23 protein-coding genes and 1 pseudogene are annotated in these 24408 nt (G+C 62.7%); 6 read left to right on the top strand and 18 right to left on the bottom strand.

What is annotated here, in order from left to right; genetic code table 11:
- Positions 1 to 25 precede the first annotated feature (25 nt).
- The gene (locus AC1TXO_RS07420) at positions 26 to 2107 is read right to left on the bottom strand and encodes a carboxy terminal-processing peptidase (RefSeq protein ID WP_486405710.1); all 2082 of its coding nucleotides are present in this window, start codon (positions 2105 to 2107) and stop codon (positions 26 to 28) included.
- A 141-nt stretch (positions 2108 to 2248) separates the two neighbouring features.
- Here AC1TXO_RS07420 and AC1TXO_RS07425 point away from each other — a divergent pair, with 141 nt between their 5' ends.
- On the top strand, positions 2249 to 3211 hold the full coding sequence (locus tag AC1TXO_RS07425) for an NAD(P)H-quinone oxidoreductase (protein WP_486405711.1): 963 nt from the start codon (positions 2249 to 2251) through the stop codon (positions 3209 to 3211).
- Between the two features lie 59 nt (positions 3212 to 3270).
- Here the strand turns inward: AC1TXO_RS07425 and AC1TXO_RS07430 are convergent, their stop codons facing one another.
- The 6 genes from AC1TXO_RS07430 to AC1TXO_RS07455 form a co-directional block, all read right to left on the bottom strand.
- Entirely contained in the window at positions 3271 to 3924 is a 654-nt protein-coding gene (locus tag AC1TXO_RS07430) for an HAD family hydrolase (protein ID WP_486405712.1), read from the bottom strand.
- A gap of 13 nt (positions 3925 to 3937) precedes the next feature.
- On the bottom strand, positions 3938 to 4927 hold the full coding sequence (locus AC1TXO_RS07435; protein ID WP_486405713.1) for an ABC transporter ATP-binding protein: 990 nt from the start codon (positions 4925 to 4927) through the stop codon (positions 3938 to 3940).
- Positions 4927 to 5721: an ABC transporter permease gene (locus tag AC1TXO_RS07440; RefSeq protein ID WP_486405714.1), complete on the bottom strand. Its 795-nt coding sequence runs from the start codon at positions 5719 to 5721 to the stop codon at positions 4927 to 4929. The genes AC1TXO_RS07435 and AC1TXO_RS07440 overlap by 1 nt, the downstream gene beginning before the upstream one ends.
- Entirely contained in the window at positions 5711 to 6550 is an 840-nt protein-coding gene (locus AC1TXO_RS07445; RefSeq protein ID WP_486405715.1) for an ABC transporter permease, read from the bottom strand. Before AC1TXO_RS07445 ends, AC1TXO_RS07440 begins: the two co-directional genes overlap by 11 nt.
- Entirely contained in the window at positions 6547 to 7353 is an 807-nt protein-coding gene (locus AC1TXO_RS07450; protein ID WP_486405716.1) for an alkaline phosphatase family protein, read from the bottom strand. The genes AC1TXO_RS07445 and AC1TXO_RS07450 overlap by 4 nt, the downstream gene beginning before the upstream one ends.
- A 146-nt stretch (positions 7354 to 7499) precedes the next feature.
- Positions 7500 to 8564 carry an ABC transporter substrate-binding protein gene (locus tag AC1TXO_RS07455; protein WP_486405717.1) on the bottom strand — a complete coding sequence of 355 codons (1065 nt, stop codon included), beginning with the start codon at positions 8562 to 8564 and terminating at the stop codon, positions 7500 to 7502.
- Between the two features lie 346 nt (positions 8565 to 8910).
- Between AC1TXO_RS07455 and AC1TXO_RS07460 the strand changes: the two genes are divergently transcribed.
- A complete protein-coding gene (locus AC1TXO_RS07460) occupies positions 8911 to 9624 on the top strand; it encodes a UTRA domain-containing protein (protein WP_486405718.1) in 714 nt (237 codons plus the stop codon).
- A gap of 53 nt (positions 9625 to 9677) precedes the next feature.
- Here AC1TXO_RS07460 and AC1TXO_RS07465 read toward each other — a convergent pair whose 3' ends face one another.
- The gene (locus AC1TXO_RS07465) at positions 9678 to 10859 is read right to left on the bottom strand and encodes a Bcr/CflA family efflux MFS transporter (RefSeq protein WP_486405719.1); all 1182 of its coding nucleotides are present in this window, start codon (positions 10857 to 10859) and stop codon (positions 9678 to 9680) included.
- A gap of 289 nt (positions 10860 to 11148) precedes the next feature.
- Here AC1TXO_RS07465 and AC1TXO_RS07470 point away from each other — a divergent pair.
- Positions 11149 to 11226 (top strand): annotated as a pseudogene (locus AC1TXO_RS07470) (MFS transporter); the annotation flags it as partial.
- Positions 11227 to 11387: 161 nt separating this feature from the next.
- Here AC1TXO_RS07470 and AC1TXO_RS07475 read toward each other — a convergent pair.
- From AC1TXO_RS07475 to minC, 8 genes are all read right to left on the bottom strand, one after another.
- Positions 11388 to 12287 carry a metal-dependent hydrolase gene (locus AC1TXO_RS07475; protein ID WP_486405720.1) on the bottom strand — a complete coding sequence of 300 codons (900 nt, stop codon included), beginning with the start codon at positions 12285 to 12287 and terminating at the stop codon, positions 11388 to 11390.
- Positions 12288 to 12749: 462 nt separating this feature from the next.
- Positions 12750 to 14906: a mechanosensitive ion channel family protein gene (locus tag AC1TXO_RS07480; RefSeq protein WP_486405721.1), complete on the bottom strand. Its 2157-nt coding sequence runs from the start codon at positions 14904 to 14906 to the stop codon at positions 12750 to 12752.
- A gap of 48 nt (positions 14907 to 14954) precedes the next feature.
- Complete coding sequence (locus AC1TXO_RS07485; RefSeq protein ID WP_486405722.1) at positions 14955 to 15119, bottom strand: hypothetical protein; 165 nt, start codon at positions 15117 to 15119, stop codon at positions 14955 to 14957.
- A gap of 151 nt (positions 15120 to 15270) precedes the next feature.
- Complete coding sequence (locus AC1TXO_RS07490; RefSeq protein ID WP_486405723.1) at positions 15271 to 16560, bottom strand: M18 family aminopeptidase; 1290 nt, start codon at positions 16558 to 16560, stop codon at positions 15271 to 15273.
- A 150-nt stretch (positions 16561 to 16710) separates the two neighbouring features.
- A complete protein-coding gene (locus tag AC1TXO_RS07495) occupies positions 16711 to 17346 on the bottom strand; it encodes an RluA family pseudouridine synthase (protein ID WP_486405724.1) in 636 nt (211 codons plus the stop codon).
- Positions 17347 to 17491: 145 nt separating this feature from the next.
- Complete coding sequence (gene minE, locus AC1TXO_RS07500; RefSeq protein ID WP_021782476.1) at positions 17492 to 17746, bottom strand: cell division topological specificity factor MinE; 255 nt, start codon at positions 17744 to 17746, stop codon at positions 17492 to 17494.
- Between the two features lie 3 nt (positions 17747 to 17749).
- The gene (gene minD / locus AC1TXO_RS07505) at positions 17750 to 18562 is read right to left on the bottom strand and encodes a septum site-determining protein MinD (protein ID WP_054893840.1); all 813 of its coding nucleotides are present in this window, start codon (positions 18560 to 18562) and stop codon (positions 17750 to 17752) included.
- 95 nt (positions 18563 to 18657) lie between these two features.
- A complete protein-coding gene (gene minC / locus AC1TXO_RS07510) occupies positions 18658 to 19416 on the bottom strand; it encodes a septum site-determining protein MinC (protein ID WP_486405725.1) in 759 nt (252 codons plus the stop codon).
- A gap of 111 nt (positions 19417 to 19527) precedes the next feature.
- Here minC and AC1TXO_RS07515 point away from each other — a divergent pair, with 111 nt between their 5' ends.
- Together AC1TXO_RS07515 and AC1TXO_RS07520 are read left to right on the top strand one after the other, a co-directional pair.
- Positions 19528 to 20463: a lipid A biosynthesis lauroyl acyltransferase gene (locus AC1TXO_RS07515; RefSeq protein WP_486405726.1), complete on the top strand. Its 936-nt coding sequence runs from the start codon at positions 19528 to 19530 to the stop codon at positions 20461 to 20463.
- A 67-nt stretch (positions 20464 to 20530) separates the two neighbouring features.
- Positions 20531 to 21685, top strand: coding sequence for a patatin-like phospholipase family protein (locus tag AC1TXO_RS07520; RefSeq protein WP_486405727.1), 1155 nt, complete (start codon positions 20531 to 20533; stop codon positions 21683 to 21685).
- Positions 21686 to 21709: 24 nt separating this feature from the next.
- On the opposite strand, the gene AC1TXO_RS07525 is transcribed toward AC1TXO_RS07520, so the two are convergent.
- Positions 21710 to 22444 carry an MlaA family lipoprotein gene (locus AC1TXO_RS07525; RefSeq protein WP_486406812.1) on the bottom strand — a complete coding sequence of 245 codons (735 nt, stop codon included), beginning with the start codon at positions 22442 to 22444 and terminating at the stop codon, positions 21710 to 21712.
- A gap of 73 nt (positions 22445 to 22517) precedes the next feature.
- Positions 22518 to 23816, bottom strand: coding sequence for a serine/threonine protein kinase (locus AC1TXO_RS07530; RefSeq protein WP_486405728.1), 1299 nt, complete (start codon positions 23814 to 23816; stop codon positions 22518 to 22520).
- A 224-nt stretch (positions 23817 to 24040) separates the two neighbouring features.
- On the opposite strand from AC1TXO_RS07530, the gene AC1TXO_RS07535 reads away from it, so the two are divergent.
- On the top strand, positions 24041 to 24403 hold the full coding sequence (locus AC1TXO_RS07535) for a hypothetical protein (RefSeq protein ID WP_486405729.1): 363 nt from the start codon (positions 24041 to 24043) through the stop codon (positions 24401 to 24403).
- Positions 24404 to 24408 lie beyond the last annotated feature (5 nt).

Consider the following 24408-nt stretch of genomic DNA (forward strand, 5'->3'; position numbering starts at 1 on the left):
ATCTGCCATCACCCGGTCGGGTCGATCACTTCTTCGCCACTTGCGAGCTCAGGCGCAGGTAGTCGAGCAGGATGCGACCGGTCTCGGCCAGGTAGGCGTCGTCCTCGGGCTTGGAATCGTCCTTCTCCTCGGGCAGCGCGTCCTCGTCGATCTTCTTCAGCTCCTTGAGCGGTTCTTCACCCTTGGCCTTGCGCCGGGTGTTCTCCAGGGCCAGCTGCTTGGCCTCGATTTCATCGTGGCGGGTGCGGCGATCCTGCTCGTTGAGGCTGACGGTCTTCTCGTTCATCAGTTTCTGCGTCAGCGCCAGGCGATCGCGGATGTAGGTGAACTCGGCATCCTTGACGCTGCGTGCTTCATGCTGTGCCTTGAGTTGAGCCAGGAACGGCTTGAACGGGTCGGCCGCCGGCTTGACCACCGGGCGGATGGTGTCCCACGGCATGGCCTCGGGCAGGGCGCTCTCGCCGATTTCCTTGGTGTCGATGATCGACGGATAGTCGATGTCCGGCAGCACGCCCTGGTGCTGGGTGCTCTGGCCGGAAACCCGGTAGAACTTGGCCAGGGTCAGCTTCAGCTCGCCATGGTTGAGCGGCTGGATGGTCTGCACGGTGCCCTTGCCGAAGGTCTGGCCGCCGATGATCAGCGCACGGTGGTAGTCCTGCATGGCGCCGGCGAAGATCTCCGAGGCCGAGGCCGAGAGGCGGTTGACCAGCAGCGCCAGCGGGCCCTTGTAGAAGGCGCCGGGGTTTTCGTCCTCGAGTACGTCGACACGGCCGTCGCTGTTGCGCACCAGCACGGTCGGGCCTTTCTCGATGAACAGGCTGGTCAGTTCGGTGGCTTCCTGCAGCGAGCCGCCGCCGTTGTTGCGCAGGTCGATGACCACGCCGTCGACCTTCTCCTTCTGCAGCTCGGTGAGCAGTTTCTTCACGTCGCGCGTGGTGCTCTTGTAGTCCGGATCACCGGCACGGTACGCCTTGAAATCGAGGTAGAAGGCCGGGATCTCGATGATGCCCAGCTTGTAGTCGCGACCGTCCTGCTTGAGCTTGAGCACCGACTTCTTCGCCGCCTGCTCCTCGAGCTTGACCGCTTCGCGGGTGATCGAGACGATCTTGGTGGTCTGGTCGTTCGGCGCGTTGCTGGCCGGGATGATCTCCAGGCGTACCACCGAGCCTTTCGGGCCACGGATCAGCTTGACCACTTCATCCAGGCGCCAGCCGACCACGTCGACCATTTCCTTGTTGCCCTGGGCGACGCCGATGATCTTGTCGGCCGGGGCGACCTGCTTGGTCTTGGCCGCAGGGCCTGCCGGCACCAGGCGCACGATCTTGACCTGGTCGTTGTCGCTCTGCAGCACCGCACCGATGCCTTCGAGCGACAGGCTCATGTTGATGTCGAAGTTTTCCGCGTTGTCTGGCGACAAGTAGTTGGTGTGCGGGTCGTAGGACTGGGCGAAGGTGTTGATGTAGGCCTGGAAGATGTCTTCGGCACGGGTCTGGTCCAGGCGCGCCAGCTGGTTCTTGTAGCGCTTGGTCAGGGTTTCCTGGATCTGCTTGGGATCCTTGCCGGCCAGCTTCTGGCGCAGCACTTCATCCTTGACGCGCTTGCGCCACAGGTCGTCGAGCTCGGCCTCGTTCTTCAGCCATGGCGCGTCCTTGCGGTCGACCAGCAGGTCTTCCTTGACGGTGAAGTCGATCTTGTCGACGCCTTTGTCCAGTTCGGCCAGGGCGAAGTCCAGGCGCGACTTCACGCGGTCCAGGTAGCGCTTGTAGATGGTGAAGCCGGGGTCGAGGTTGCCGCTCTTGAGGAAGTCGTCGAACTGCGTCTTCCACTTGTCGAATTCGGCGATGTCGCTGGCCATGAAATAACTGCGCGACGGGTCGAGCAACTTGATGTAGCTGTCGTAGATGATGACCGAGCGGGCATCGTCCAGCGGCGGCTTGCTGTAGTGATGGCGCTTGAGCAGCTCCACCACGTTGAGGCTGGCGACGATCTCGTCACGGTCCGGCTGCAGGCTGTCCCATTTGTTGGCGGCGGCCGCATTGCCACCGAGCGTGAGGCTGCCGAGGCCGACCATGAGGGCGAGGGCGGTGCTGGGGAGGAAATGCTTCATGCTGATTCGACGTGGGGGCAATTGATCACGCATAGTAGGCCGTCTTTTCCTTTCACCGGTTCCATGAAACCGGCTGAATACTGCAAAAAACCCGGGACATGGCGATCCCGGGCTCAGTCATGACTCAACTATGGAGGCACTGTGAAGGCATTGCAAGGCGTTGACGGACATGTAGCCTGGGTCGAAGCCGAACGTCCGGTTTGCGACGCGGGGCAGGTACGCATTCGAGTGGCTGCGGCCGGGTTGAACCGTGCCGATCTGTTGCAGATGAAGGGTTTGTATCCGCCGCCGCCTGGTGCCAGCCCCTACATGGGGCTCGAGTGCGCCGGGGTGATCGAGGAAGTGGGCGCCGGCGCCGACTGGCGCGTGGGCGACCGGGTCTGTGCGCTGTTGGCCAGCGGTGCCATGGCCGAGGAAGTGGTGGTCGATGCCCGTCATGTGCTGCCGGTGCCCGAGGGCCTGAACCTGCATGAGGCGGCGGCGCTGCCGGAAGTGTACGCCACGGCCTGGCTGAACATCTTCCAGCTCGGTGCGCTCAAGGCGGGCGAGAAGGTGCTGGTGCATGCTGGCGCCAGTGGCGTCGGCTCGGCGGCCATCCAGCTGGGCAAGGCCTTTGGCAGCCCGGTGTGGGTCAGTGTCGGCTCCCAGGACCGCCTGGACTACTGCAAGGCGCTGGGCGCTGCAGGTGGCGTGGTGCGCAACGAGAACCTCGACGATCTCAAGGGCTTCGGGCCGTTCGACGTGATCCTCGACCCGGTGGGCGCCAGCTATGGCGCACTCAACCTCGAGTTGCTGGCGCGCGATGGCCGCTGGGTGATCATTGGCCTGATGGGCGGACGCAAGTTCGAACTGGACCTGGCGCTGGTGCTGGGCAAGCGCCTGGAAATCACCGGCTCGACCCTGCGCAACCGTGACGACGGCTTCAAGGCCGAACTGCTGCGTGACCTGCAGCAGCAGGTGTGGCCGCTGTTCAACGAAGGCAGGTTGTCGCCGCAGTTGGTCGATACCTACCCTGTGGAGTTTGCCCAGGCGGCGTATGCCGAACTCGAGAGCAACCAGGTGTCCGGCAAGCTGGTGATGGTCATCGACGCCGGCCTGCAGTAGGCGACGGGTACTTCTGCAGCGGCGGCTCGCCGCTGCAGGTGGCCCCGCTCCGAGGGCCCTCAACTCCAGCTCAGTACCGGCCAGCCGTTGGTCTGGGCGTGCTCGCGCAGCACCGCATCCGGGTTCACCGCGAACGGATGATCGACCTTCAGCAACAACGGCAGGTCATTGCGCGAGTCGGAATAGAAACTCGCCCCCTCCAGGTTTTCCTGCTCCTGATCAAGCCACTCCAGCAGGCGGGTGATCTTGCCCTCGCGGTAGGTCAGCACGCCGTGGGTCTTTCCGGTATACACGCCGTTGACCGCTTCCAGCTCGATGGCCAGGTACTCGTCGACGCCCAGGCGCGAAGCGATCGGCCCGACAAGGTGCGTGCCCGACGCAGAAATGATCAGGATGCGGTCGCCTTTCTGTCGATGCTCGGCGATGCAGCGGCAGGCATCGCCATGAATGATCGGCTCGATCACATCCTCGACCCAGGGCTCGACCAGGTGCTCGACTTCCTCCAGCGTGCGCCCGGCGATGGGTTCCAGGCTGAAGGCCATGTAGTCCTCCATCTGCAGGTGGCCCTTGCCGTAGGCTTCCATCAGTTCATGGTCACGACGCAGGAATTCCTTGCCGTCGACCCAGCCCAGCCGGGCCATCTGTTCGCTCCACAGCGACGCGCAGTCGCCGTGGATCAGGGTTTCGTCCAGATCGAAAATTGCCAGTGCCATTGCTTGAATCTCCTTAAGCCACTTCCCGCAGCGCGGTGGGGTCGATCGACAGCGACACGCGCTGGCCGTCGGCATACAGGTCGGCGGACGAGCGATTGAGCACATCCACCACCACTTCCACGCCGCGGGACTCGACCCGGTAGCGGATCACGTTGCCGAGCAGGCTGTGACTGCGGATCTGACCGTCCAGTTCACCGTCAAGCCCCAGGCTGATGGACTCGGGACGGATCGCCAGGCGACCGCTCACGCTGCGCTGCAGCAGGCGGCTAGCGCTGTCGGCGTCGAGCAGGTTGTAGTTGCCGATGAAGCCTGCGGCGAACAGGTCCACGGGGGCGGTGTAGAGGGTTTCGGCATCGCCGCTCTGGACGATGCGCCCCTGGTTCATCAGGACGATGCGGTCCGACATGGTCAGCGCCTCTTCCTGGTCATGGGTGACGAAGATGGTGGTCAGCCCCAGCTCGCGCTGGATCGCACGGATCTGTTCGCGCAGGTGCTTGCGGATACGCGCATCCAGCGCCGACAACGGTTCGTCGAGCAGCAGCAGGCGCGGGCGGGTGACCAGCGAACGGGCCAGGGCCACCCGCTGGCACTGACCGCCCGACAGCTGGTGCGGATAACGCCCGGCGAAGCTGCCCAGCTCCACCAGTTCCAGGGCCTCGCGCACGCGCGTCTGGCTCTCGTCGGCCTTGACCTTCTGCATGCGCAGGCCGAAGGCGACGTTCTGTTCGACGGTCATGTTGGGGAACAGGGCATAGCTCTGGAACACCATGCCGATCCCCCGCTTCTGCGGGCTGAGCGGCACGATATCCTGGCCATCGAGCAGGATGCGCCCGCTGTCGACCGGCGTCAGGCCGGCGATGCAGCGCAGCAGGGTGGACTTGCCGCAGCCGGAGGGGCCGAGCAGGGTGACGAATTCGCCGCGTTCGATGGAGCAGTCGATGTTTTCGAAGACCGGGCTGCCGGCGTAGCTCTTTTGCAGTTTCTGTACGCTGACGAAGCTCATCAGGATTTATCCTTGTTCAGGCGATTGGCAACCCAGGTCAGCACCAGCACGAAGGCGAAGTAGGAGATGACCAGCGCGCTGTTGAAATGGCCGCTGCTGTTGCGCATGTTGTTCAGGTAGACCTGCAGGGTTTCGTAGCGGGTGCCGACCAGCAGGTTGGCGAACACGAACTCGCCGAACAGGAACGAGAACGACAGCAGCAAGGCCACCATCAGGCCCTTGCGCAGGTTCGGCAGCACCACCAGCAGCGCCGCCTGCCAGGTGCTGGCACCGAGCAACTGGGCGGCGTCCATCAGGTCGCGCAGGTTGATGGCCTGCAGGTTGTTGGTGATGGCCCGGTACATGAAGGGCAGGGCGATGGTGAAGTAGCAGCCGATCAGGATCCACGGCGTGCCGACCATGGCCATCGGACCGCTGCCGTACAGCTGCAGCAGCCCCACCGACGACACCACCGGCGGCACCGCGAAGGGCAGCAGGATGAGGATGTTCATCAGCGCGTCGAGCCTGGGGAAGTGGTAGTGCACCACGAACAACAGCGGCAGGATCAGCACCACCGACAGCACCAGCGCACCGACGCAGACGATCAGCGACTGGCCGAAGGCGGCGAGAAAGCGCGGCTCGCTCCACAGTTGCACGTACCACTTGAGCGTCAGCCCGCTGGGCAGCAGCGACGCCGACCAGCTGGTGGCCAGCGAGTAGAGCAGGGTGCCTGCCAGCGGCAGCAGCAGGATCAGGAACAGCAGGTACACCACGGTACGGTGGTACCAGCCGCCTTTGTGTGATTCAGCGCGCATGGTAGCTCCTTTTCAGCAGCCATTGATGGACCACCGTCACCAGCGTCATCAACCCCACCAGCACCATGGCCAGCGCGCTGCCCAGGTTCGGGTCCAGGGTGATGTCGCCGGCCACCAGTGCGGCGATGCGGATTGGCAGCACGTTGAAGTTGCCGGTGGTCAGGGCGTAGACGGTGGCGTAGGCGCCCAGGGCGTTGGCCAGCAGGATGACGAAGGTGCCCAGCAGGGCCGGGGTCAGCACCGGCAGGCCGATGTACCGCCAGAACTGCCAGTGGCCGGCGCCCAGCAGCGCGGCGGATTCGCGCCAGTCTTCGCGCAGGGCATCGAAGGCCGGATACAGCAGCAGTACGCCCAGCGGGATCTGGAAGTAGGTGTAGACGATGATCAGGCCGGTCTTGGAGTAGATGCTGAAGTCGCCGAGCAGGCCGATCTCCTTGAGCGCCAGGGTGAGGGCGCCATTGAAGCCCAGCAGGATGATGAAGGCGAAGGCCAGCGGCACGCCGGCGAAGTTGCTGGTCATGTTGGCGAAGGCGCTGACGAAGTCGCGCAGGCGCGAGTCGACCTGGCGCAGGGAATAGGCGCCGAGCGTGGCAATGACGATGCCGAACAGGCTCGACCAGAAGCTGATCTCCAGGCTGCGTTCGATGGCCTGCAGGTAGAACTTCGAGGCGAAGATCTTGCTGAAGTTGTCCAGGCCCCAGCCGCCTTCGTGCTGCAGGCTGGCGATGGCCACCCAGAGCAGCGGGGCGATCTGGAAGATGAAGAAGAACACGGCAAAGGGCAGCAGGCAGAGCAGGGCCAGGTAACGGCCACGGTGGCTGGAATTCACTTGAGCAGCTCCCGGCAGACCGCTTTGTCGTGGGCGGCGCCCAGCAGTTCGCAGATCGTGCCGCACAGTTCGGTCTGCAACGGCTTGGCCGCAGGGTCGAGGCTGAAGGCGTCGCCGAAGACGAACAGCGGTACCTCGCGTTCCTCGGCCAGCAGGCCGTTGTGCGAGCGGTCGTTGTTCATGCCGTGGTCGGCGGTGACCAGCACCTGGTAGCCCTCTTCGAGCCAGCGTGGCAGGTAGTCGGCGAGCAGGATGTCGGCACTGCGCGCGGCATTGCGGTACTGGCTGCTGTCCAGGCCATGGCGGTGGCCGGCATCGTCGATGTTCATCGGGTGCACCAGCAGGAAATTCGGCGCGTGGCGGCGGCGCAGGTATTCGGCATCGGCCAGCAGGTGCGAATCGGGGTAGTGGTCGGCGTAGTAGAACAGGCCATGCTGGATCGGCAGCTTGGGCGCATGGGTGTGGCGGTCGCGGACCGGGTCGAAGGGCGAGCGGTTGTACAGCTCGCTCATCCAGTGGTAGGCCGCCGCTGCGGTGCCCAGCCCGGCCTCGCGGGCGTAGTGGAACACGCTGCGCTGGTTGGACAGGCGGTTGACGTTGTTGTGCACGATGCCGCTGTCGATCGGCGCGACACCGGTGAGGATGCATTCGTACAGTGGGCGTGAAAGTGAAGGCAGTTCGCATTCCACGCGGTACAGGGCGGCGCGGTCAGCCTCGACGTAGGCGTGCAGGTGGCCCATGGCGTGATGCGCTACCTGGTGATTGAGGCCGTCGAGCAGGACCAGGATGACGTTGTGTTGCATGTTGGCTCCAGTCGTAAACCGCATGGCCTTCTTCGCGGGCAAGCCCGCTCCCACAAGGGAATCACTGCAGCTGAACCTTGTGATATCCCTGTGGGAGCGGGCTTGCCCGCGAATAGGCCGGATCAGGTACTACAGCACCCAGCCTCTTACTCCATCTCGATGATCACCTGCTCCTGCCACTTCTGCGGCAGGGCCTTGGAGGTCTTCTCCCAGGCATCGGCGTCCTTGATCGGCTGGGCGGCCTTGTACTGCTCGTTGGGCAGCAGCTTGGCCTGCACATCGGCTGGCAGCTTCAGGTGCTCGGCGCGGATCGGGCGGGCATGGCCGATCGCCAGGTTGGTCTGGCCGGCATCGCTGAAGATGTACTCGCGGGCCAGCTTGGCGGCGTTCGGGTGCTTGGCGTACTTGTTGATGATGGTGGTGTAGCCGGACGTCACCGAACCATCGGACGGGATCAGCACCTCGAAGCGCTTCGGATCGATCTGGTCGCGGTAGCTCAGGCCGTTGAAGTCCCAGACCACGCCGACTTCCACTTCACCCTTCTCGAGGGTCTGGATGGTCGGGTTGGCCAGCGACAGGCGCTTCTGCTGGGCCAGCTTGGTGAACAGTTGCAGGCCTGGCTCGATGTTCGATTCGCTGCCCTTGTAGGCGATGGCGGCGGCCAGCACGCCGTTGGCGGCCTGGGCGGCGGTGCCGACGTCACCGATGGCGACCTTGTACTTGCCCTTTTCCAGGTCGTGCCAGGTGGTCGGGCGCTCGTCTTCCTTGACCAGGTCCTTGTTGATGATGAAGGCGATGGTGCCGGTGTAGGCCAGTGCCCAGTGGCCGTCCTTGTCCTTGGCCCACTCCGGGACCTGGTCCCAGGTGCTCGGCTTGTAAGGCTGGGTCACGCCCTTGGTCACGGCGATGGGGCCGAAGGCGGCGCCGACGTCACCGATGTCGGCGCTGGCGTTGTCTTTCTCGGCGTCGAACTTGGCGATTTCCTGGGCCGAGCTCATGTCGGTGTCGCTGTGCTTGAGGCCGTACTTCGTGGCCAGGTCGTCCCAGGTGCCTTTCCAGTTGGCCCAGGCATCCGGCATGCCCACGCTGTTGACCGTGCCTTCCTTGCGAGCGGCGTCTTCCAGGGCCTTGAGGTCGGTACCGGCGGCCATGGCCGTGGTGCACAGGGCGATGGCCGAGCCCAGCAGTGACGCCATGAAGAACTTTTTCATCCGAAGCTCCTTTGGTGGGTGCCTTGCAATCGTTGTTATGCGCGTTGTGGTGAATGCGTAGGTGGAGGCGTTGCCGCGAAGGATTGGTCTAGGTCAGCAATCCTTGAGCCAAGGTAGGTCGGTTGCATGACAATTTGATGTAGGTGGCCTTCTCTGCGAAGCCCGGCAAAGCCTGAAAGCACAGCGTAGACCAGAACCGCACGCCTTGACTGGCAAGGCTTTCCCCGTTTCATGAGGTTGTCTGTTCATGCTGTTGTCACAGGATGTTCATCGGCCATGCCTAGGCTTGTCCTATTCTCCAGCTGCCCTGGAATGGGGCTGGACTAGTCCAGATAGGTAACCCTTGATGCAATCGACCCCACCGCGGGCGGTAACAGCCATCTGCCATGCGCTGCAGGAGCAGATCGAGCACGGCTTGCTGGCGCCGGGTGGCAAGCTGCCGGCCGAGCGCAAACTGAGCGAGGTGTTCGACACCACGCGTATCACCCTGCGCGAAGCCCTGGTGCAGTTGGAGGCCCTGGGCCTGATCTACCGCGAGGAGCGCCGTGGCTGGTTCGTCGCGCCCGAGCGGCTGACCTACGACCTGATCGAGCGCAGTCACTTCCATGCGATGGTGCGCGACCAGGGGCGTGCGCCGAGCACCGAACTGCTGTCGGCGCGCCTGCAGCCGGCCTCGGCCGCCATCTGCGCCCGCTTGCGCCTGCCGGCGTTGTCCAGCGTGGTGCGCATCTGCCGGTTGCGGCGGATCGACGGGCGAGGGGTGTTGTATGCCGAGCACTATCTCAATCCCCGCTACTTTCCCGGCATTCTGGACCTGGACCTGGCCCAGTCGCTGACCGAGATCTACGCCCGCGAATACGCTATCCGCTACGGACAGGTGTGCTTCGAGATCCTGCCGACCGCGTTGCCAGTGGCGGCGGCCACGGCCCTGCGAGTGTCGACGGGCAGCCCGGGGCTGCACATCACCCGGGTCAACAGCGACCAGCATGGCCATCTGATCGATTGCGACCTTGAGTACTGGCGCCATGATGCGATCCGCATACGGGCGCAGGCGGGGTGAGGTAGACGCCTCCTCAAGCCTCCGTAAATGTCCGACCGATTGTGTCGCGCAAGTTAGCGAGCCTCATCCTCTGGACGAGGAAGCATTGTGAGCAGTGCCCAGCCTAAAAGGCCTGAAAAAATCAAAAGCGCAGACAATGTCAGCAGACTATCTGTAGCTGTGATCAAAGTGCTGATCGCGCCTCCAGACGCGAACATCAGCGTATTGTTGAGGGATGCCGCAGCTCCCGCACAACGGGGGTGCCGGCCCAGTGCCTGAGTTGTCGCTATCGGGCGAATGATGGTGATGCCTATCGAGCAGGTGATCATGGGTAGCAAGATGTTCGTAATGGATGGCTCTGTCACAACCCCCCAGATCCACAGGGTTACACCGGAAAAGCCTATGAGCGTTAAACCCATGCCGATCTGTTTTCTTGGGTTCATCCGCGGATAGAGCCAATGAGCTATCACGCCGCCTAGAACATACGAAGATCCGTAAATAGTGAATACCAGGCCGAAAGTGTTCGGAGAAAGGCCTAGGCGGTTCATGAATAATAGAGGGGCGCTGACGATAAATGAAAAGTGACAGGCGAATGCCAAGCATGAAAATAATGAAAGTTTAAAAAATACTGAGTCTCTTATCAATTTCTTGTAATGCAAAAGAAAGTGTTCGGTGTTGAAAGGTGTCGCGGGTTCCTTCAGAAGTTTGGTGGTGATCAGTCCGCAAATGATACCTAGTATAATAAATAGGATAAAGCTACCCTGCCAACTGAAGTGCGCTTGGAGTATGCTGCCGATGAGAGGGGATAGGCAAATAAATACGCCGCTTGCACCGGTCAGGATGATGCGGATGCTATTTTGTCGTTGTGCCGAGTAAAGATCCTGTACCAAAGCGTGGCTAAGTACGAAGCACCCGCACCCCAGCGCTTGTAGTAAGCGGAATAGTATGAAGCTTTCAAAGCTGGATGAAAGCAGACATCCTGCTGCACCGAGGGTGGATGCAAAAAGCCCGCTCAACAAGAGCCGCTTTCGGCCGATGGCATCGGATAAAGGGCCGATGATGAGTTGTGAAATACTCACGCCAAGGGCAAAGATGCTGAGAGAGTAAGCAACGCCATGTGTTTCAACATCGAATGAAGATGCGATTGCAGGAAATGAAGGCAGAATGACGTCTAGGGGAAAGACGCCCAGCAGGCACATGAGTAGAAGCAGGGTCAGTCGGAGAGTATGATTTAACTGCGTAGGATCAACGATCACTCGATTAATCCCCCCAGTCGAAATGCCTCGAGATAGGAATCATTTTCCAGTATGTCAGTGCGCCGTATGGCTTTCATTGTTAAATTCGCGTAAGAATGTCGCGTCATTGCGACACTTTTCATGTTAGCTAGAGATAAAAGATGTACAAGTTTTTAAGTTGAATGAAATATCGTCTTGTGCTGTAGGATTTTTTACAGATATGGCAGTGGCTAGTGGGGCTTGTCAGATGACTTCTAAAATCACATCCATATGAATTTGTGGTTGGTCAGCGAGGCGGCTCGATAGCTCCACATCTGGCCATCTGATCGACTGCGACCTGGAGTACTGGCGCCATGATGCGATCCGCATACGGGCGCAGGCGGGGTGAGGTGGAGACGGTAACCGAAACCGCAACCGCAGCCACTCGCTCACTGAACGCGTTGATGCTTTTTCATGTGTGTTGAAAACACCCTGGTGCGCCAGCCCGGTCTGAGTGCTCATTCACAACCCGTAAAGTCGAATGGGACCCCGACCGTTCCTGCGCTGTTTTCACCTTCCCTGACCTTCGTCCCAATGCTTTTCATACAGCCCCGAAGCTGTTGCTCTGTTGTTCATTGCATAACGGTTGTTGGTGCGCTCAATCTCTTCGATCAAAACGTCGATTTTATCTAGACGTGCTTGATTATTGTGATCCCATGGATGAAACCCAGGTCTGAAATAATCCAGCCACGGCAATGCCATGCGCGGAAAAACTCCTCTGAGTCCATAGAGATACTTGATCATCCGCCACATCCCTGTCCTATGCCCTCCCGCGCGACGATCAGCGATCAGCAGGCGAATATGGAAGCCAAATACGAGAGGCCAGAAAGAAATAGTGGCATACAACATCGCCCCGGCGCGCAGCAGGTAACGTAAAGGCCCTGGTTTGATGACAGTGTTCCAGACATCGAACACCACAGACTTGTGCTCGATTTCTTCAAGGGCATGCCAGGACCACATCAGCTGATACTCTTCGACGGTATTGCCGTGTCGGGAAAGGTCACTGAGGAAAACTTCTGCAAGGGTTGCCGTGTAGTGTTCCATGGCGATGGTCACGGCGAGATTGAATGAGGCAGGCAGGTGTTTTCTCTGGAAGTCCAGGATCGTCTTGAACCGCCGATCCAGGGCGCGAGCGGGCAGTCCGGCAGATTGCAACAGGCGGTTGTAGACAAGGTGTTCACGAGAGTGCATGGCTTCCTGGCCGATGAAAGCCTGTACTTTTTTTCTCAGCCCAGGATCGCCAATGCGATTGCGGTAGTGTCGCACGCTGTCCATGAAGAACAGCTCGATCTGGGGAAACAGGAGCGACAGGGTGTTGAAATAATGGCTTACATATGGCCCTTGATCATGCCAGTTTTTGATGTGTTTGGCAGGCAGTGTGAAATGGAGGTCGCGACGAATAGGCAGCATATTGGGTGCTCCATCATCCATGAGAGGGCCTTTGAAGGAGACCCAACATTGTCAGGATAGTTACCGCTTCTCCGAATTGCCTTGAAAATGCAAGTCGGGGCGCGAGGGGCTGTTCGCGCTTGCTATTCACCGGAGTGCAAAGTTGCATTGTCGAAGGATTTTTCGATCAAGTTCGGCGCAGCGTCTGTCTGCTGTGCTGACCAGGGTCTGTCTGAAATGTGTCTGCGCGAAGGCCAGACAAGGCGATAAAAGCCGAGCGCGCGTTCGACTTTATGGGTTGTAAATGAGCATTCCAACCGGGCTGGCGCACCAGGCTGTATTCAACGCAGCATCACCGGGTATCAAGGCTTTTGATACAGAGCCTTGATGAGGTTTTCCCGATCGACTGCAACCGGGCGTATTGGCGCCATGATGCAATTCGCATACGAGCGCAGGCAGCAATTGTGGTGCGTGCAGCCATGATTACCTGGACGCAGTGCTACCCTCGGCCATCGCGCCACCACCCGCCGTCACCACCTGCACTGACAGCCGTGGCGTGGCCAGGTCGAGGCCGGCTTCGTCGAGTTGGCGCTTCAACGCCAGGTTGAACGCGCGTGATACTTCCCACTGCTTGATCGGCGCGGTCTTGAAGCGGGCGCGCAGGATCGCCGAGCCCGACTCGAAACTCTCCACGCCCTGCAACTCCAGCGGTGACCAGATGTTGCGACGCATCAGCGGATCGTTGCGCAGCTTCTGGCCGACCTCGCGGATCAGGGTGATCGCCTGGTCGATGTTCATGCTGTGCGGGATCGCCACGCGGAAGATCGCATAGCCGAATTCCCGCGAGTAGTTCTTGATGCTCTTGATTTCGCTGAACGGGATGGTGTGCACGATGCCGTCGATATCGCGCAGGCGCACGGTGCGGATGGTCAGGCCCTCGACCGTGCCCAGGTGGCCGCCGACATCGACGTAGTCGTCGATGGCCAGGCTGTCCTCGATGATGATGAACAGGCCGGTGATCAGGTCGGCGACCAGCGACTGTGCGCCAAAACCGATGGCCAGGCCGATGACGCCGGCACCGGCCAGCAGCGGCGTGACGTTCATGCCCATGTTGGCCAAGGCGACGATCACGGCAATGATGAAGATCGCCACGAACAGCACGTTGCGGATCAGCGGCATCATGGTCTGTGCGCGGGCGTTGGCCAGGCCCCGGCGTGAGCGCACCAGGGCGTGGTGCACCGCAGTGTCGGCGAGAATCCACACCAGCCATGCGGCGATCAGGGTACCGGCCAGGCCCATCAGGCGTACGCTGACATCGTGGCCCTCGCCTTCGGCGAAGCCGATCATCGACAGGCCCCACACGCGCAGGCCCAGTTCGATGAACAGCAACCAGATGAACAGGTGCACGAGGGCATAGCCGAAGTTCTTCAGGCGCTCGGTGTAGACCGCCTGGCGCATGTTGGCGCGCCGGGGCTTGGCGGCGTGGCGGCGTACCAGGCCGTTGAGCACCATGCACACCACCACCAGCACCGTGCACATCAGTGACTGGCGCAGGGCGGTGCTGGTGTCGCCAGCGGAGACGAAAGTGGCGAACAGCGAAATCGCCACCAGGATCAGCGCGGGGACGAACCAGAAACTGCCGAGCAGTTCGATGGTGTCGCTGAGCGTACGTCGGGTCAGGCGTCGCGACAGGGGCTGATTGCGGATCAGGTGGGCGATCGGGCGTCGGAAACGCAGGATGAACAGGCCGGTGCACAGCGCCGCCAGGACGTTGGTCACCGTGGCTATGGCGTGGGCCAGGTGGGTGCCCAGGGCGCTGGTCAGGCGTGGGTCGCTCATCGCCTCGCCAAACGCGGCGAAGCTGCCGATCAACCACAGCGGACGAAACGCCTGGCGGCGCAGGATGTGCAGGGCGCGATGGCGATGCGGGCCGTCGAGCAGGGAGAAGGCAATCACGCAGATGGCCGAGAAGCAGGTACCGACCACCAGCGCATAGGCCAGCACCATGGCCAGGGACTTGCCCAGCGACTGTGGCAGGGCGAAACTCAGGTACACCGTGAATACCAGCGCCACCAGCCAAGGCCCCAGCTTGCGCAGGGCAAAGCGCACCAGGTCCCAGGTGCGTGGATGCTGCGGCAGTTCTTCGCTGAGGCCGAAGCGGATCCTCACTCTATGGCCAATCCAGTTGAAGGCGTAGGCCAGCAGGCTCCAGACCGCGATGACTGCGGCGAAACCGAAGAGAATCGCCGGCCATTGATGCACCGGCACCACCAGCGCAGCCAGTTCGGCCTGGGCCTGGTCGATTTCCTGCGACCAGCGCACAAAGGGGCTGGCGTCACCGCTGAACTGCTTCTCCAGGTCGTGCATGGCATTGCCGATCAGGCCCAGCACACCTTGCTCGACGCCAGGCTGCGACTGCTTGCTGGCGTCGCGCAGCTTCTTCAGGTCGGCCAGGAGCTTGCTGCGCTGCTGGTCGTTTTCCAGGTTCTTGATCACCTCGTCCAGCGATTTGTCCAGCGGCTCGCTGGCCTGGGGCTGGGCAGGCGCGCTGCCCCCCAGCAGGCCGGGCAGGCCGGCGGCCTGGACAGGGGCGATGAACAGAAGCAGCAGCAGGGTCAGGCAACGAAGAAATGCGGGCACCGGGAAATCTACCTCAGGTCGATCGATTGCCGGAGTGTAGAGGATTTCTCAAGCGAGTTTCTCGAGGATCTTCCAGCACATGATGCCGAAAATGCCCAGGGTGCCGATCCACATCATCAGCACGCCGACATTGCGCTCGCGCAGGCTGAAACCGATGGTCAGCAGCATCAGGAAGAGAAAGACCGGGAGGAACAGGGAAAGGAAGGGGGACATGAACAGAGTCCTTCTGTTGTCGTGCGCCATGCTTCAAGCATAGCGCGTTGAGGGGTGGAGGATTTGCGTGACCTGTCGCGGGTAAACCCTCTCCTGCAGGAGAGGGGACACCTGTGGGAGCGGGTTTACCCGCGAAAAGGCCTACCTGATATCAGGGTAGTTCCCGGCTGCGATAGAACGCCGTCAGCACCTTCACCAGGTGCGCCAGGTCCTGGCTGCCGCACAGCTCGCGGATCGAGTGCATGGCGAAGGTCGGCAGGCCGATGTCCACCGTGCGTACACCCAGGTGGCTGGCGGTGATCGGGCCGATGGTCGAGCCGCAGCCCATGTCGCTGCGCACCACGAAGCTCTGCACCGGCACTTCCTCGGCCATGCACAGGTGGCGGAAGAAGCCGGCGGTTTCGCTGTTGGTGGCGTAACGCTGGTTGTTGTTGACCTTGATCACCGGGCCCGCGTTGAGCTTGGGCCCGTGGTTGCCGTCGTGCTTGTCGGCGTAGTTGGGGTGTACGCCGTGGGCGTTGTCGGCCGATACCAGCAGCGAGCGCTGGATGGTGCGTACGTACTCGTCACCTTCGGGCAGCAGGCGCTGCAGGGTCTGTTCGAGCATCGGGCCGTCGGCACCGCAGGCCGAGCAGGAGCCGACCTCTTCGTGGTCGGTGCACACCAGCACGCAGGTTTCGTCGCTGTCGGCTGCCAGCAGTGCCTGCAGGCCGGCGTAGCACGACAGCAGGTTGTCCAGGCGCGCTGCGGCGATGAAGTCGCCGTTCAGGCCGATCACCGCAGCGTCCTGGGTGTCGTAGAAGCTCAGTTCGTAGTCCAGCACCACATCGGCGATCAGGCCATATTCGCGGGCCAGTTGCTCGGTGAGCAGGGCGCGGAAGTCGACGCGTTCGTCACCGGCGACCTGGGCCAGGACCGGCGGCAGCTCGTGCTGCGGATTGATCGCCCAGCCTTCGTTGGCGGTGCGGTTGAGGTGGATGGCCAGGTTGGGAATGATGGCGATCGGCAGCTTGAAGTCGATCAGCTGGCTTTCGACCTTGCCGTCGCGGCGGAAGGTGACCCGGCCGGCCAGCGACAGGTCGCGGTCGAACCAGGGGGCGAGCAGGGCGCCGCCATAGACTTCCACCCCCAGTTGCAGGAAGCCGTGGCGCTGCAGCTCGGGCTGCGGCTTGACCCGCAGGCACGGGCTGTCGGTGTGCGCTCCGACCATGCGGATACCGCCGATCAGCGGCGAATGCTTGCCCAGGCGGATGGCAATGATCGAGGAGTCGTTGCGGGTGACGTAGTAGCGTCCACCGGGCACCGTGGCCCAGCTGTCGCGCTCGTCCAGGCGCTGGTAACCGGCAGCCTCGAGGCGCTTGGCCAGGCTTGCGGTGGCGTGGAAGGGCGTCGGGGAGGCCTTGAGGAAATCGATCAGGCCGGTATTCAGTGCTTCGCGCATAGCTCACTCCAGACAGCAGTGGCGCGAGTTTAGCGTAATTGCTCGACAAATTGTGTCGACCCTTTCGCGGGTAAACTCGCTCCCACAGGGTTGGTGGTGACCCTGTGGGAGCGGGTTTACCCGCGAAAGGGCCGGTGCAGCCACAAAAATCTAGAACGGCGCCGGGCACTCGAACTTCAAGCGCTCCCCGGAAACCGGGTGGGTGAAGCTCAGCATCGAGGCGTGCAGGCACAGCCGGTCGTGGGCCGCCAGGGCCTCGGGGTTGGCATACAGGCGATCGCCCAACAGCGGGTGGCCGATCGACAGCATGTGCACGCGCAACTGGTGCGAACGTCCGGTGATCGGCGTCAGCTCGACCCTGCAGTGATCGGCGCAGCGCTCGACGATGCGCCAGAAGGTCAGTGCGTGCTTGCCCTGCTCGTGGTCCACGACATGTCGCGGCTTGGTCGGCGGGTCGTAGCGCAGGGGCAGGTCGATGCTGCCGCTGTCCAGCGCAGGTTGACCCCAGCACAGCGCGGTGTAGGCCTTTTCCGTCTCGCGGTCGTGGAACTGGCGGGACAGCTCGCGGTGGCTGTCGGCATCGCGGGCCAGCAGGATGATGCCGGACGTCTCCCAGTCCAGGCGATGGACGATGAGCGCGTCCGGATAGCCGTTTTCCTGCAGGCGGGTGATCAGGCAATCCTTGTTGTCCTCGGCACGGCCCGGCACCGACAGCAGCAGGGTCGGTTTGTTGATCACCAGGATGGCGGCGTCTTCGAAGAGGATCTGGATGTTCGACAGCGGCATGTTCAACGGTTCTCTGTAAAGCACTGTGGGAGCGGGCTTGCCCGCGAAGAAGGCTGGTACAAGGGCCAGAGTGATGGCGCCTGTACCGGCCTTTTCGCGGGCAAGCCCGCTCCCACAGGGGATCGCGGTGTGACAGAGGATTCTATCAGCGATCCGGCAGGGTGATGTTCAGTTCCAGAATCGAACAGCTGCCCTGGTTCTCCAGTTCGATGTGAACGTCATCGTTGCCGATGTTCACATACTTGCGGATCACTTCGAGCAGTTCTTTCTGCAGCGCCGGCAGGTAGTCCGGTTCGCTGCGTTGGCCGCGCTCATGCGCCACGATGATCTGTAGACGCTCTTTCGCTACCGACGCGCTGCTCTGTTTCTGTCTGCCACGAAAGAAGTCAAAAAGGTTCATGGTTTACTTGCCTCCAAACAGGCGCGCGAAGAATCCTTGCTTCGGCACTTCGATGAAGCGCAGAGGCTTCTCTTTACCCAGCAGGCGGTCGACGGTGTCGCTGTACGCCTGGCCGGCGTCGCTCTGGTCGTCGAGGATGACCGGGATACCCTGGTTGGATGCCTTGAGTACTGCCTGCGATTCCGGGATCACGCCCTTGAGCTTGATCGCCAGGATCTCTTCGACGTCGGCGATGCTGAGCATCTCGCCCTTTTCCACGCGCTCGGGGTGGTAGCGGGTGATCAGCAGGTGTTCCTTGATCGGCTCCTCGCCGTTTTCGGAGCGGCGCGACTTGCTCGACAGGATGCCCAGCATGCGGTCCGAGTCACGTACCGAGGAGACTTCCGGGTTGGTCACGACGATGGCTTCGTCGGCGAAGTACATCGCCAGGTGCGCGCCTTTCTCGATGCCGGCCGGGGAGTCGCAGATGACGTAGTCGAACTGCTCCTTGAGCTCCATCAGGACCTTTTCCACGCCTTCCTGGGTCAGCGCGTCCTTGTCGCGGGTCTGGCTGGCGGCCAGCACGAACAGGTTCTCGAGGCGCTTGTCCTTGATCAGGGCCTGCTGCAGGTTGGCTTCGCCGTTGACCACGTTGACGAAGTCGTACACCACGCGGCGTTCGCAGCCCATGATCAGGTCGAGGTTACGCAGGCCGACGTCGAAGTCGACGATCACAGTCTTGTGCCCGCGCAGTGCGAGGCCGGTACCGATGGCGGCGCTGGTGGTGGTCTTGCCCACACCCCCCTTGCCGGAAGTAACCACGAGAATCTTGGCCAAGGTGTTTCACCCCTAAATAAACGGGACGCTAAGTCCCAGCAAATGCAAAAAAGGCAACGGTGGAAAAGTTGCTCTTAAAATGGCGGCAGTATCCGTTAAAGACGGGTGATGTTCAACACGTCGCCGACCAGGCTCACCTGTACCCCCGAACCCCACAGCGGATCACGCCGCAGGTCTTCGCAGACCTTGTACTGACCGGCGATGGAGACCATCTCGGCGGTCATCTGCTGACAGAAGATGCGGGCCCGGGTGTTGCCCTTGATACCGGCCAGTGCGCGGCCACGCATGGCGCCGTACACATGGATGTTGCCATCGGCGAGAAGTTCCGCGCCCGGGCTCACCGAAGCGGTCACCACCAGATCGCCGCCCTGAGCATAGATCTGCTGGCCGCCGCGTACCGGGCTGGTGATGATGCGGGTCGGGCGGATTTCCGCTTCCACGGCCGGCGGTGGAGCAGGGGCGGGCTCGACCTTCTTCACTTCCGGCTCCGGTTCCAGGGGGCGTTCGCGGGCGCCGGACGGTGGCAGTACGGGCAGGTCGATGGCAATTGCCGCAGCGATGTCCTCGATCCGGCTGGCGCGGATCGCCAGGGTGCGCAGGCCGTGATGCCGGCAGATGCGCATCAGGCCGGGCAGGTCGATGGCGCCTTCGTCGGCCGGCAGCTTGTCCAGGGCCAGCACCAGCGGTGTGTTGCTGAAGAAGTTCGGTGCCTGCGCGACTTTCGCCGCCAGTTGGCGGTCGAGGGCTTCGAGGTCGTTGCGCGCCAGTTCCAGCACAGTGATGGCGAGCATGCTGCCCTTGAGCTGGAACACGGTGGCGGAGTCGGGTGTGTGGTTTGGGCTCATGGTCTGCATAGACGACTTGTTACGAAAAAAGTGCCCTGACTTATAACGATAAGACCGATTGGCCGCAACCTGCGACCAAAGGTTGTAGAATGCCGGGCCTTTGTCATTCCGGAAGCTTCAATGGATCGTCCGCGTTTTCGTCCCTATTTTCTCCATCCACGATTCTGGGGCCTGTGGCTGGGCCTCGGCCTGCTGTGGCTGGTGGTGCAGTTGCCCTATCGTGCCCTGCTGTGGCTTGGCAGCGCGCTGGGTGCGGTGATGTATCGCCTGGCCGGTGAGCGCCGGCGCATTGCCGCGCGCAACCTGGAGCTGTGTTTCCCAGCGCTTTCCCGCGACGAACGGCAGCGCCTGCTGAAGGAAAACTTCGCCTCCACCGGCATCGCCTTCTTCGAAATGGCCATGAGCTGGTGGTGGCCCAAAGCCAGGCTTGCCCGGCTTGCGCACATCGAAGGGCTCGAGCACCTGCAGGCAGCCCAGCGCGATGGCCAGGGCGCGATCCTCATGGCCGTGCACTTCACCACCCTGGAAATCGGCGCGGCGCTGCTCGGCCAGGCCCACACCATCGACGGCATGTACCGCGAGCACGGCAACCCGGTGTTCGATTTCATCCAGCGGCGTGGCCGCGAGCGGCACAATCCCGATTCGCTGGCGGTGGAACGCGAGGATGTGCGCGGCATGCTCAAGCTGTTGCGCGGCGGCCGGGCGATCTGGTACGCCCCGGATCAGGACTACGGCGCCAAGCAGAGCCTGTTCGTGCCGTTGTTCGGCATTCCCGCCGCCACCGTGACCGCGACCACCAAGTTCGCCCGTCTGGGCAAGGCGCGGGTCATTCCCTTCACCCAGAAGCGCCTGGAAGACGGCAGTGGCTATCGCCTGGTGGTGCATCCGCCGCTTGAGGGCTTCCCCGGCGAAACCGAGGAAGCCGATTGCCTGAGGATCAACCAGTGGGTCGAGAGCGTGCTGCGCGAATGCCCCGAGCAGTATCTTTGGGCGCACCGGCGATTCAAGTCGCGGCCCGAGGGTGCGCCGCGGCTGTACGACAAGAAGAAGCGCTGATCCGGGGCAAGGGCCGCTTGCCCGTGAAGGGGGTGGATCTGACAACCGATAATCCAGGAAGGTACCGATGGCCCCACCCGCGACTACCGGCCTGATTCTCTCAGGCGGCGGCGCCCGCGCCGCCTACCAGGTCGGCGTGCTTGCCGGCATCGCCGAGTTGCTGCCGCCTGGTGCAGCCAACCCGTTCCCGGTCATCGTCGGCACCTCGGCCGGTGCGATCAACGCCGTGACCCTGGCCAGCGGTGCCACGCGCTTTGCCGAGTCGGTGCAGCGCCTCACCCACTTCTGGCAGAACTTTCGCAGCCACCTGGTGCTGCGCAGCGACTGGCCCGGTGTCATGCGCCAGGCCAGCCGTTTCGTCGGCCACAGCCTGCTCGGCCTGGGCCGGCAGTTGCCGGTGGCGCTGCTCGACAGCAGCCCGTTGCGCACGCTGCTGAGCGCGCACCTGCAACTGGACGGCATCGGCCACTCCCTGGCCAGCGGGCAGTTGCGCGCGGTGGCCGTCACTGCCTTCGGCTATGAGTCGGGGCAGGCCGTGACCTTCTACCAGGGCGGCGGGGCCATCGAGCCCTGGTTGCGCCACCGGCGCATTGGCGTACCGACGTCCTTGACCATCGAGCACCTGCTGGCCAGTTCAGCCATTCCGCTGCTGTTCGCCCCGGTACGCCTGGGCGATGAATACTTCGGTGACGGTGCGGTGCGCCAGTCGGCACCGATCAGCCCGGCGCTGCACCTGGGCGCCAGCCGCGTGCTGGTGGTCGGTGTCAGCGGCAACCCGCAGCGCCCCACGCTGCCGGCGCAGGGCGCCCGTGTGTTCAGTGGGCGGCAGCCGAGCCTGGCGCAGATCGGCGGACACATGCTCAACAGCACCTTCATCGACAGCCTCGAGGACGATATCGAGTTGCTGCAGCGCCTCAATCACCTGAGCCACCTGATGCCGGCACACCTGGACGCCCGGCGGCTGGGCCTGGCCCCGGTGGAGGTGCTGGTGGTTGCGCCCAGCCAGCCGCTGGACGAGATCGCCGCGCGCCACCGGCGTGAACTGCCGGCGGCGTTGCGCCTGTTCCTGCGCGGGCCGGGTGCGACGAAGACCAGCGGGGCAGGTGTGCTCAGCTACCTGCTGTTCGAGGCGAGCTATTGCAGTGAGCTGATCGAGCTGGGGCGCCGCGATGCCCTGGCCAAGCGGCGGGAGTTGCAGCAGTTTCTGGGGGTGGTGGGCTGAGGCCGCATGGCGGCCCCGCTGCACTCACTCGGCAATCTGCAACTTGCGCGCCTGGGTATACACGTATCGCACTTTCTCGTATTCGAACGGCGAGTTGGTCTGTCCATAGCGGAAGTTGGTGGTGTAGCGTCGGTCGATCGCCCGCAGCAGGAAGATTTCCGGGTGATTGGTGCTGGCCTCGGCGACATTCAGGAAGTTGGCCTCACGCTCGCCTGCGTAGTCCACCACCAGCCCGGTGGTATCACGCAGGTTCGACGGCCCGAAGACCGGCAGCATGAGGTAGGGGCCTTCCGGTACACCGTAGAAGCCCAGGGTCTGGCCGAAGTCCTCGCTCTGGCGCGGCAGGCCCATGCTGGTTGCCGGGTCCCACAGCCCACCGACACCGATCAGGGTGTTGAACATCAGGCGCGCGGTGATCTCCGCCGAGCGCTTGGCCTTGAGCTGCAACAGGCTGTTGAACAGGTTCGGCACATCACCCAGGTTGTTGAAGAAGTTGCTCACCCCGGTGCGGACGAATTTCGGGGTCACGTAGCGATATCCATCGACTGCCGGAAGCAGTACCCACTGGTCGAAGCGGTAGTTGAAGTGGTAGATCCGCCGGTTCATCGACTCCAGCGGGTCGTAGACGTTCAGCGCGGCCAGGGTCGAGCGCTCGAACTCGCGCTGGTCGAGACCGGGGTTGAATTTCAGCTCGCGCAGAGGATCGAGGAAACCGTCCGACTCCACGGCCGGGGTGTCGATCACATCGGCTTCGATCACGCTGGTGCGCGGTGCGGTTTCCGCAGCCAGGGCGCCGGTGCTGATGAACAGGGCAAGGGCAAGTACGATTCTGTCAGCCACGGAAGAACTCCAGCATGGCGTCGGCGTTGACGCGGTAGTTGAGGTTGCCGCAATGGCCGCCGTGTGGATAAAGGGTCAGGCGGTCGCCGAACACCTTGCGCAGGAAACCGATGTCGCCCGGGCCGAGGATCACGTCATCGGCGTTGTGCATCACGGCGATCTTCGGGCTGTCACGCAGGTAGTCGGACAACGCGTACAGGCTGACCTGGTCGATCAGTTGCAGCAGGCTGTTGCCGTCGGTGCGCGCACGCCACATGGGGATCACCTGCTCGGTCAGGTAGCAGTCGAAGTCGCATTGCAGCGCGCGCTTGAAGAACGGCGTGAGGCTGCTGCCTTCGGTGATCGGGAATTTCGGCGGGATGATCAGGCCACGGCGGTTGATCAGGTCGGAGGTGAAGGCGATGTCGGCCGCCGAGAAACGGAACGAGGTGCCGATCAGCATCGCCATCTGCTCGTTGGACAGGTGCTGGCGAGACTTCTGGAAGTCATACAGCAGGGCGTCGTTGAGGTCGACGTAGCCCTTGTCCTGGAAGTAGCGCGTGAGTTTTTCCAGCATCAGCTCGTAGAACGTGGTGCTGCGATCGATGCCCTTGACCTGGGTCTGCACCAGTTTGTCGAGGTTGTTGATCGAGGTGTACAGGTTCACTGGTGGATTGAGCAGCAGCACGCGCTTGAAGTTGAAGCTGCGCCGGGTTTCGTCCAGGTGGCTGACGAATGCGGCATCCAGCGCACCGAGGCTGTAGCCGGTGAGGTAGAACTCGCTGACCGGCAGGCGTGGATGCTGGGCACGCACGGCCTGCATGACCCGATACAGGTCTTCGGCGTCCTCGCGGCTGACGCCAGGGGTGGCGAAGCGCGAGGCCGCGCTCATGAAGTCCCAGCTGGTGGGAGAGGATAACTGCACCACATGGTAGCCGGCCTGGTAGAACAGCTTCTTCAGGTACTCGGTGATGGTGCTGCTGTAGGGCGCGCCGGTGCCGGCGATGATGAACACCAGTGGCGCCTGGTGATCCTGGCGGGCCAGGCGGTACCTGAGCTTTTTCACCGGCCAGAAGTTGTCCGGCAGGGTGAATTCGCGCTCCGGGCGCAGGTTCAGGCTGTAGTCGGACTGGTCGATGTCCTCGTCGCTGGGCAGCGTCGGGCGCTGGTCCGGCGGGGTGGTGGCGATGGTCGCCTCGAACGGGTTGGTCAACGGGTAGCCGTAGGTAGCGGGGTCTATGTCCCGCGCGGAGGCGGCCGCAGCCAGGAGCAGGCCGCACAGCAGGGCGGCGAGGCGCAACGGTCGAAGCATGGAGAGTCCCCCAGGAGACGGCAAGGCAGTGTGGAGCTAGGACCATCGTGTCCAAGGCAAAGTTGCCTTGTACGCCGTCCTTTGTCGTAGCGGATGTTGCCGCGAAGGTGGTCGGTGCGGCAATCATCCGTTGCTGGACATTAGCCCAGCCGAGCCATTTTGCCTTGCGCGGCGGGCAAGGGGGATTATCCTGAGCGCCGGTTACACTTTTTCCGGAGTCGTGCATGAGTCGTTGGTGGCCAGTCGTTGCCTTGCTGCTGTTGCTGTCGTTATGGCTCGCGGCCAGTTATGGCGTGCGTTTCGGCCTGATGGAAGACGGCCGCTGGGTGGGCCTGTGCGCAGCGCCGGGCGAGCACTGGCAATGCCAGGCGCGCTCGTTGCTGGGGTTGTGGATTCACTTCCAGGTGATCGGCTGGGTCGCCTTGGGCCTGGCGCTGCTGTGCCAGGTGTTGCCCGGGCGGCCCGGCTGGTGGGTAGCGGTGCTGGCGCTGCTGGCAGGTTTGCCGGCGCTGGTGCTGTATACGGCAAGCCTGGCGGTTTTCGCGGTGGTGCTGGCGGGCTTGCGGTTGGTCAGGGTGTCGCGCTGACAGCG

This window comes from Pseudomonas sp. FA117 (assembly GCF_057370475.1).

Coding starts and splice junctions, on each gene's coding strand:
- minE (WP_021782476.1), bottom strand. CDS start 17,746: ATGAACCTTTTTGACTTCTTTCGTGGCAGACAGAAACAGAGCAGCGCG.
- AC1TXO_RS07460 (WP_486405718.1), top strand. CDS start 8,911: ATGCAATCGACCCCACCGCGGGCGGTAACAGCCATCTGCCATGCGCTG.
- AC1TXO_RS07515 (WP_486405726.1), top strand. CDS start 19,528: ATGGATCGTCCGCGTTTTCGTCCCTATTTTCTCCATCCACGATTCTGG.
- AC1TXO_RS07430 (WP_486405712.1), bottom strand. CDS start 3,924: ATGGCACTGGCAATTTTCGATCTGGACGAAACCCTGATCCACGGCGAC.
- AC1TXO_RS07520 (WP_486405727.1), top strand. CDS start 20,531: ATGGCCCCACCCGCGACTACCGGCCTGATTCTCTCAGGCGGCGGCGCC.
- AC1TXO_RS07435 (WP_486405713.1), bottom strand. CDS start 4,927: ATGAGCTTCGTCAGCGTACAGAAACTGCAAAAGAGCTACGCCGGCAGC.
- AC1TXO_RS07450 (WP_486405716.1), bottom strand. CDS start 7,353: ATGCAACACAACGTCATCCTGGTCCTGCTCGACGGCCTCAATCACCAG.
- AC1TXO_RS07530 (WP_486405728.1), bottom strand. CDS start 23,816: ATGCTTCGACCGTTGCGCCTCGCCGCCCTGCTGTGCGGCCTGCTCCTG.
- AC1TXO_RS07420 (WP_486405710.1), bottom strand. CDS start 2,107: ATGAAGCATTTCCTCCCCAGCACCGCCCTCGCCCTCATGGTCGGCCTC.
- AC1TXO_RS07495 (WP_486405724.1), bottom strand. CDS start 17,346: ATGCCGCTGTCGAACATCCAGATCCTCTTCGAAGACGCCGCCATCCTG.
- minC (WP_486405725.1), bottom strand. CDS start 19,416: ATGCAGACCATGAGCCCAAACCACACACCCGACTCCGCCACCGTGTTC.
- AC1TXO_RS07440 (WP_486405714.1), bottom strand. CDS start 5,721: ATGCGCGCTGAATCACACAAAGGCGGCTGGTACCACCGTACCGTGGTG.
- AC1TXO_RS07535 (WP_486405729.1), top strand. CDS start 24,041: ATGAGTCGTTGGTGGCCAGTCGTTGCCTTGCTGCTGTTGCTGTCGTTA.
- AC1TXO_RS07455 (WP_486405717.1), bottom strand. CDS start 8,564: ATGAAAAAGTTCTTCATGGCGTCACTGCTGGGCTCGGCCATCGCCCTG.
- AC1TXO_RS07490 (WP_486405723.1), bottom strand. CDS start 16,560: ATGCGCGAAGCACTGAATACCGGCCTGATCGATTTCCTCAAGGCCTCC.
- AC1TXO_RS07475 (WP_486405720.1), bottom strand. CDS start 12,287: ATGCTGCCTATTCGTCGCGACCTCCATTTCACACTGCCTGCCAAACAC.
- AC1TXO_RS07485 (WP_486405722.1), bottom strand. CDS start 15,119: ATGTCCCCCTTCCTTTCCCTGTTCCTCCCGGTCTTTCTCTTCCTGATG.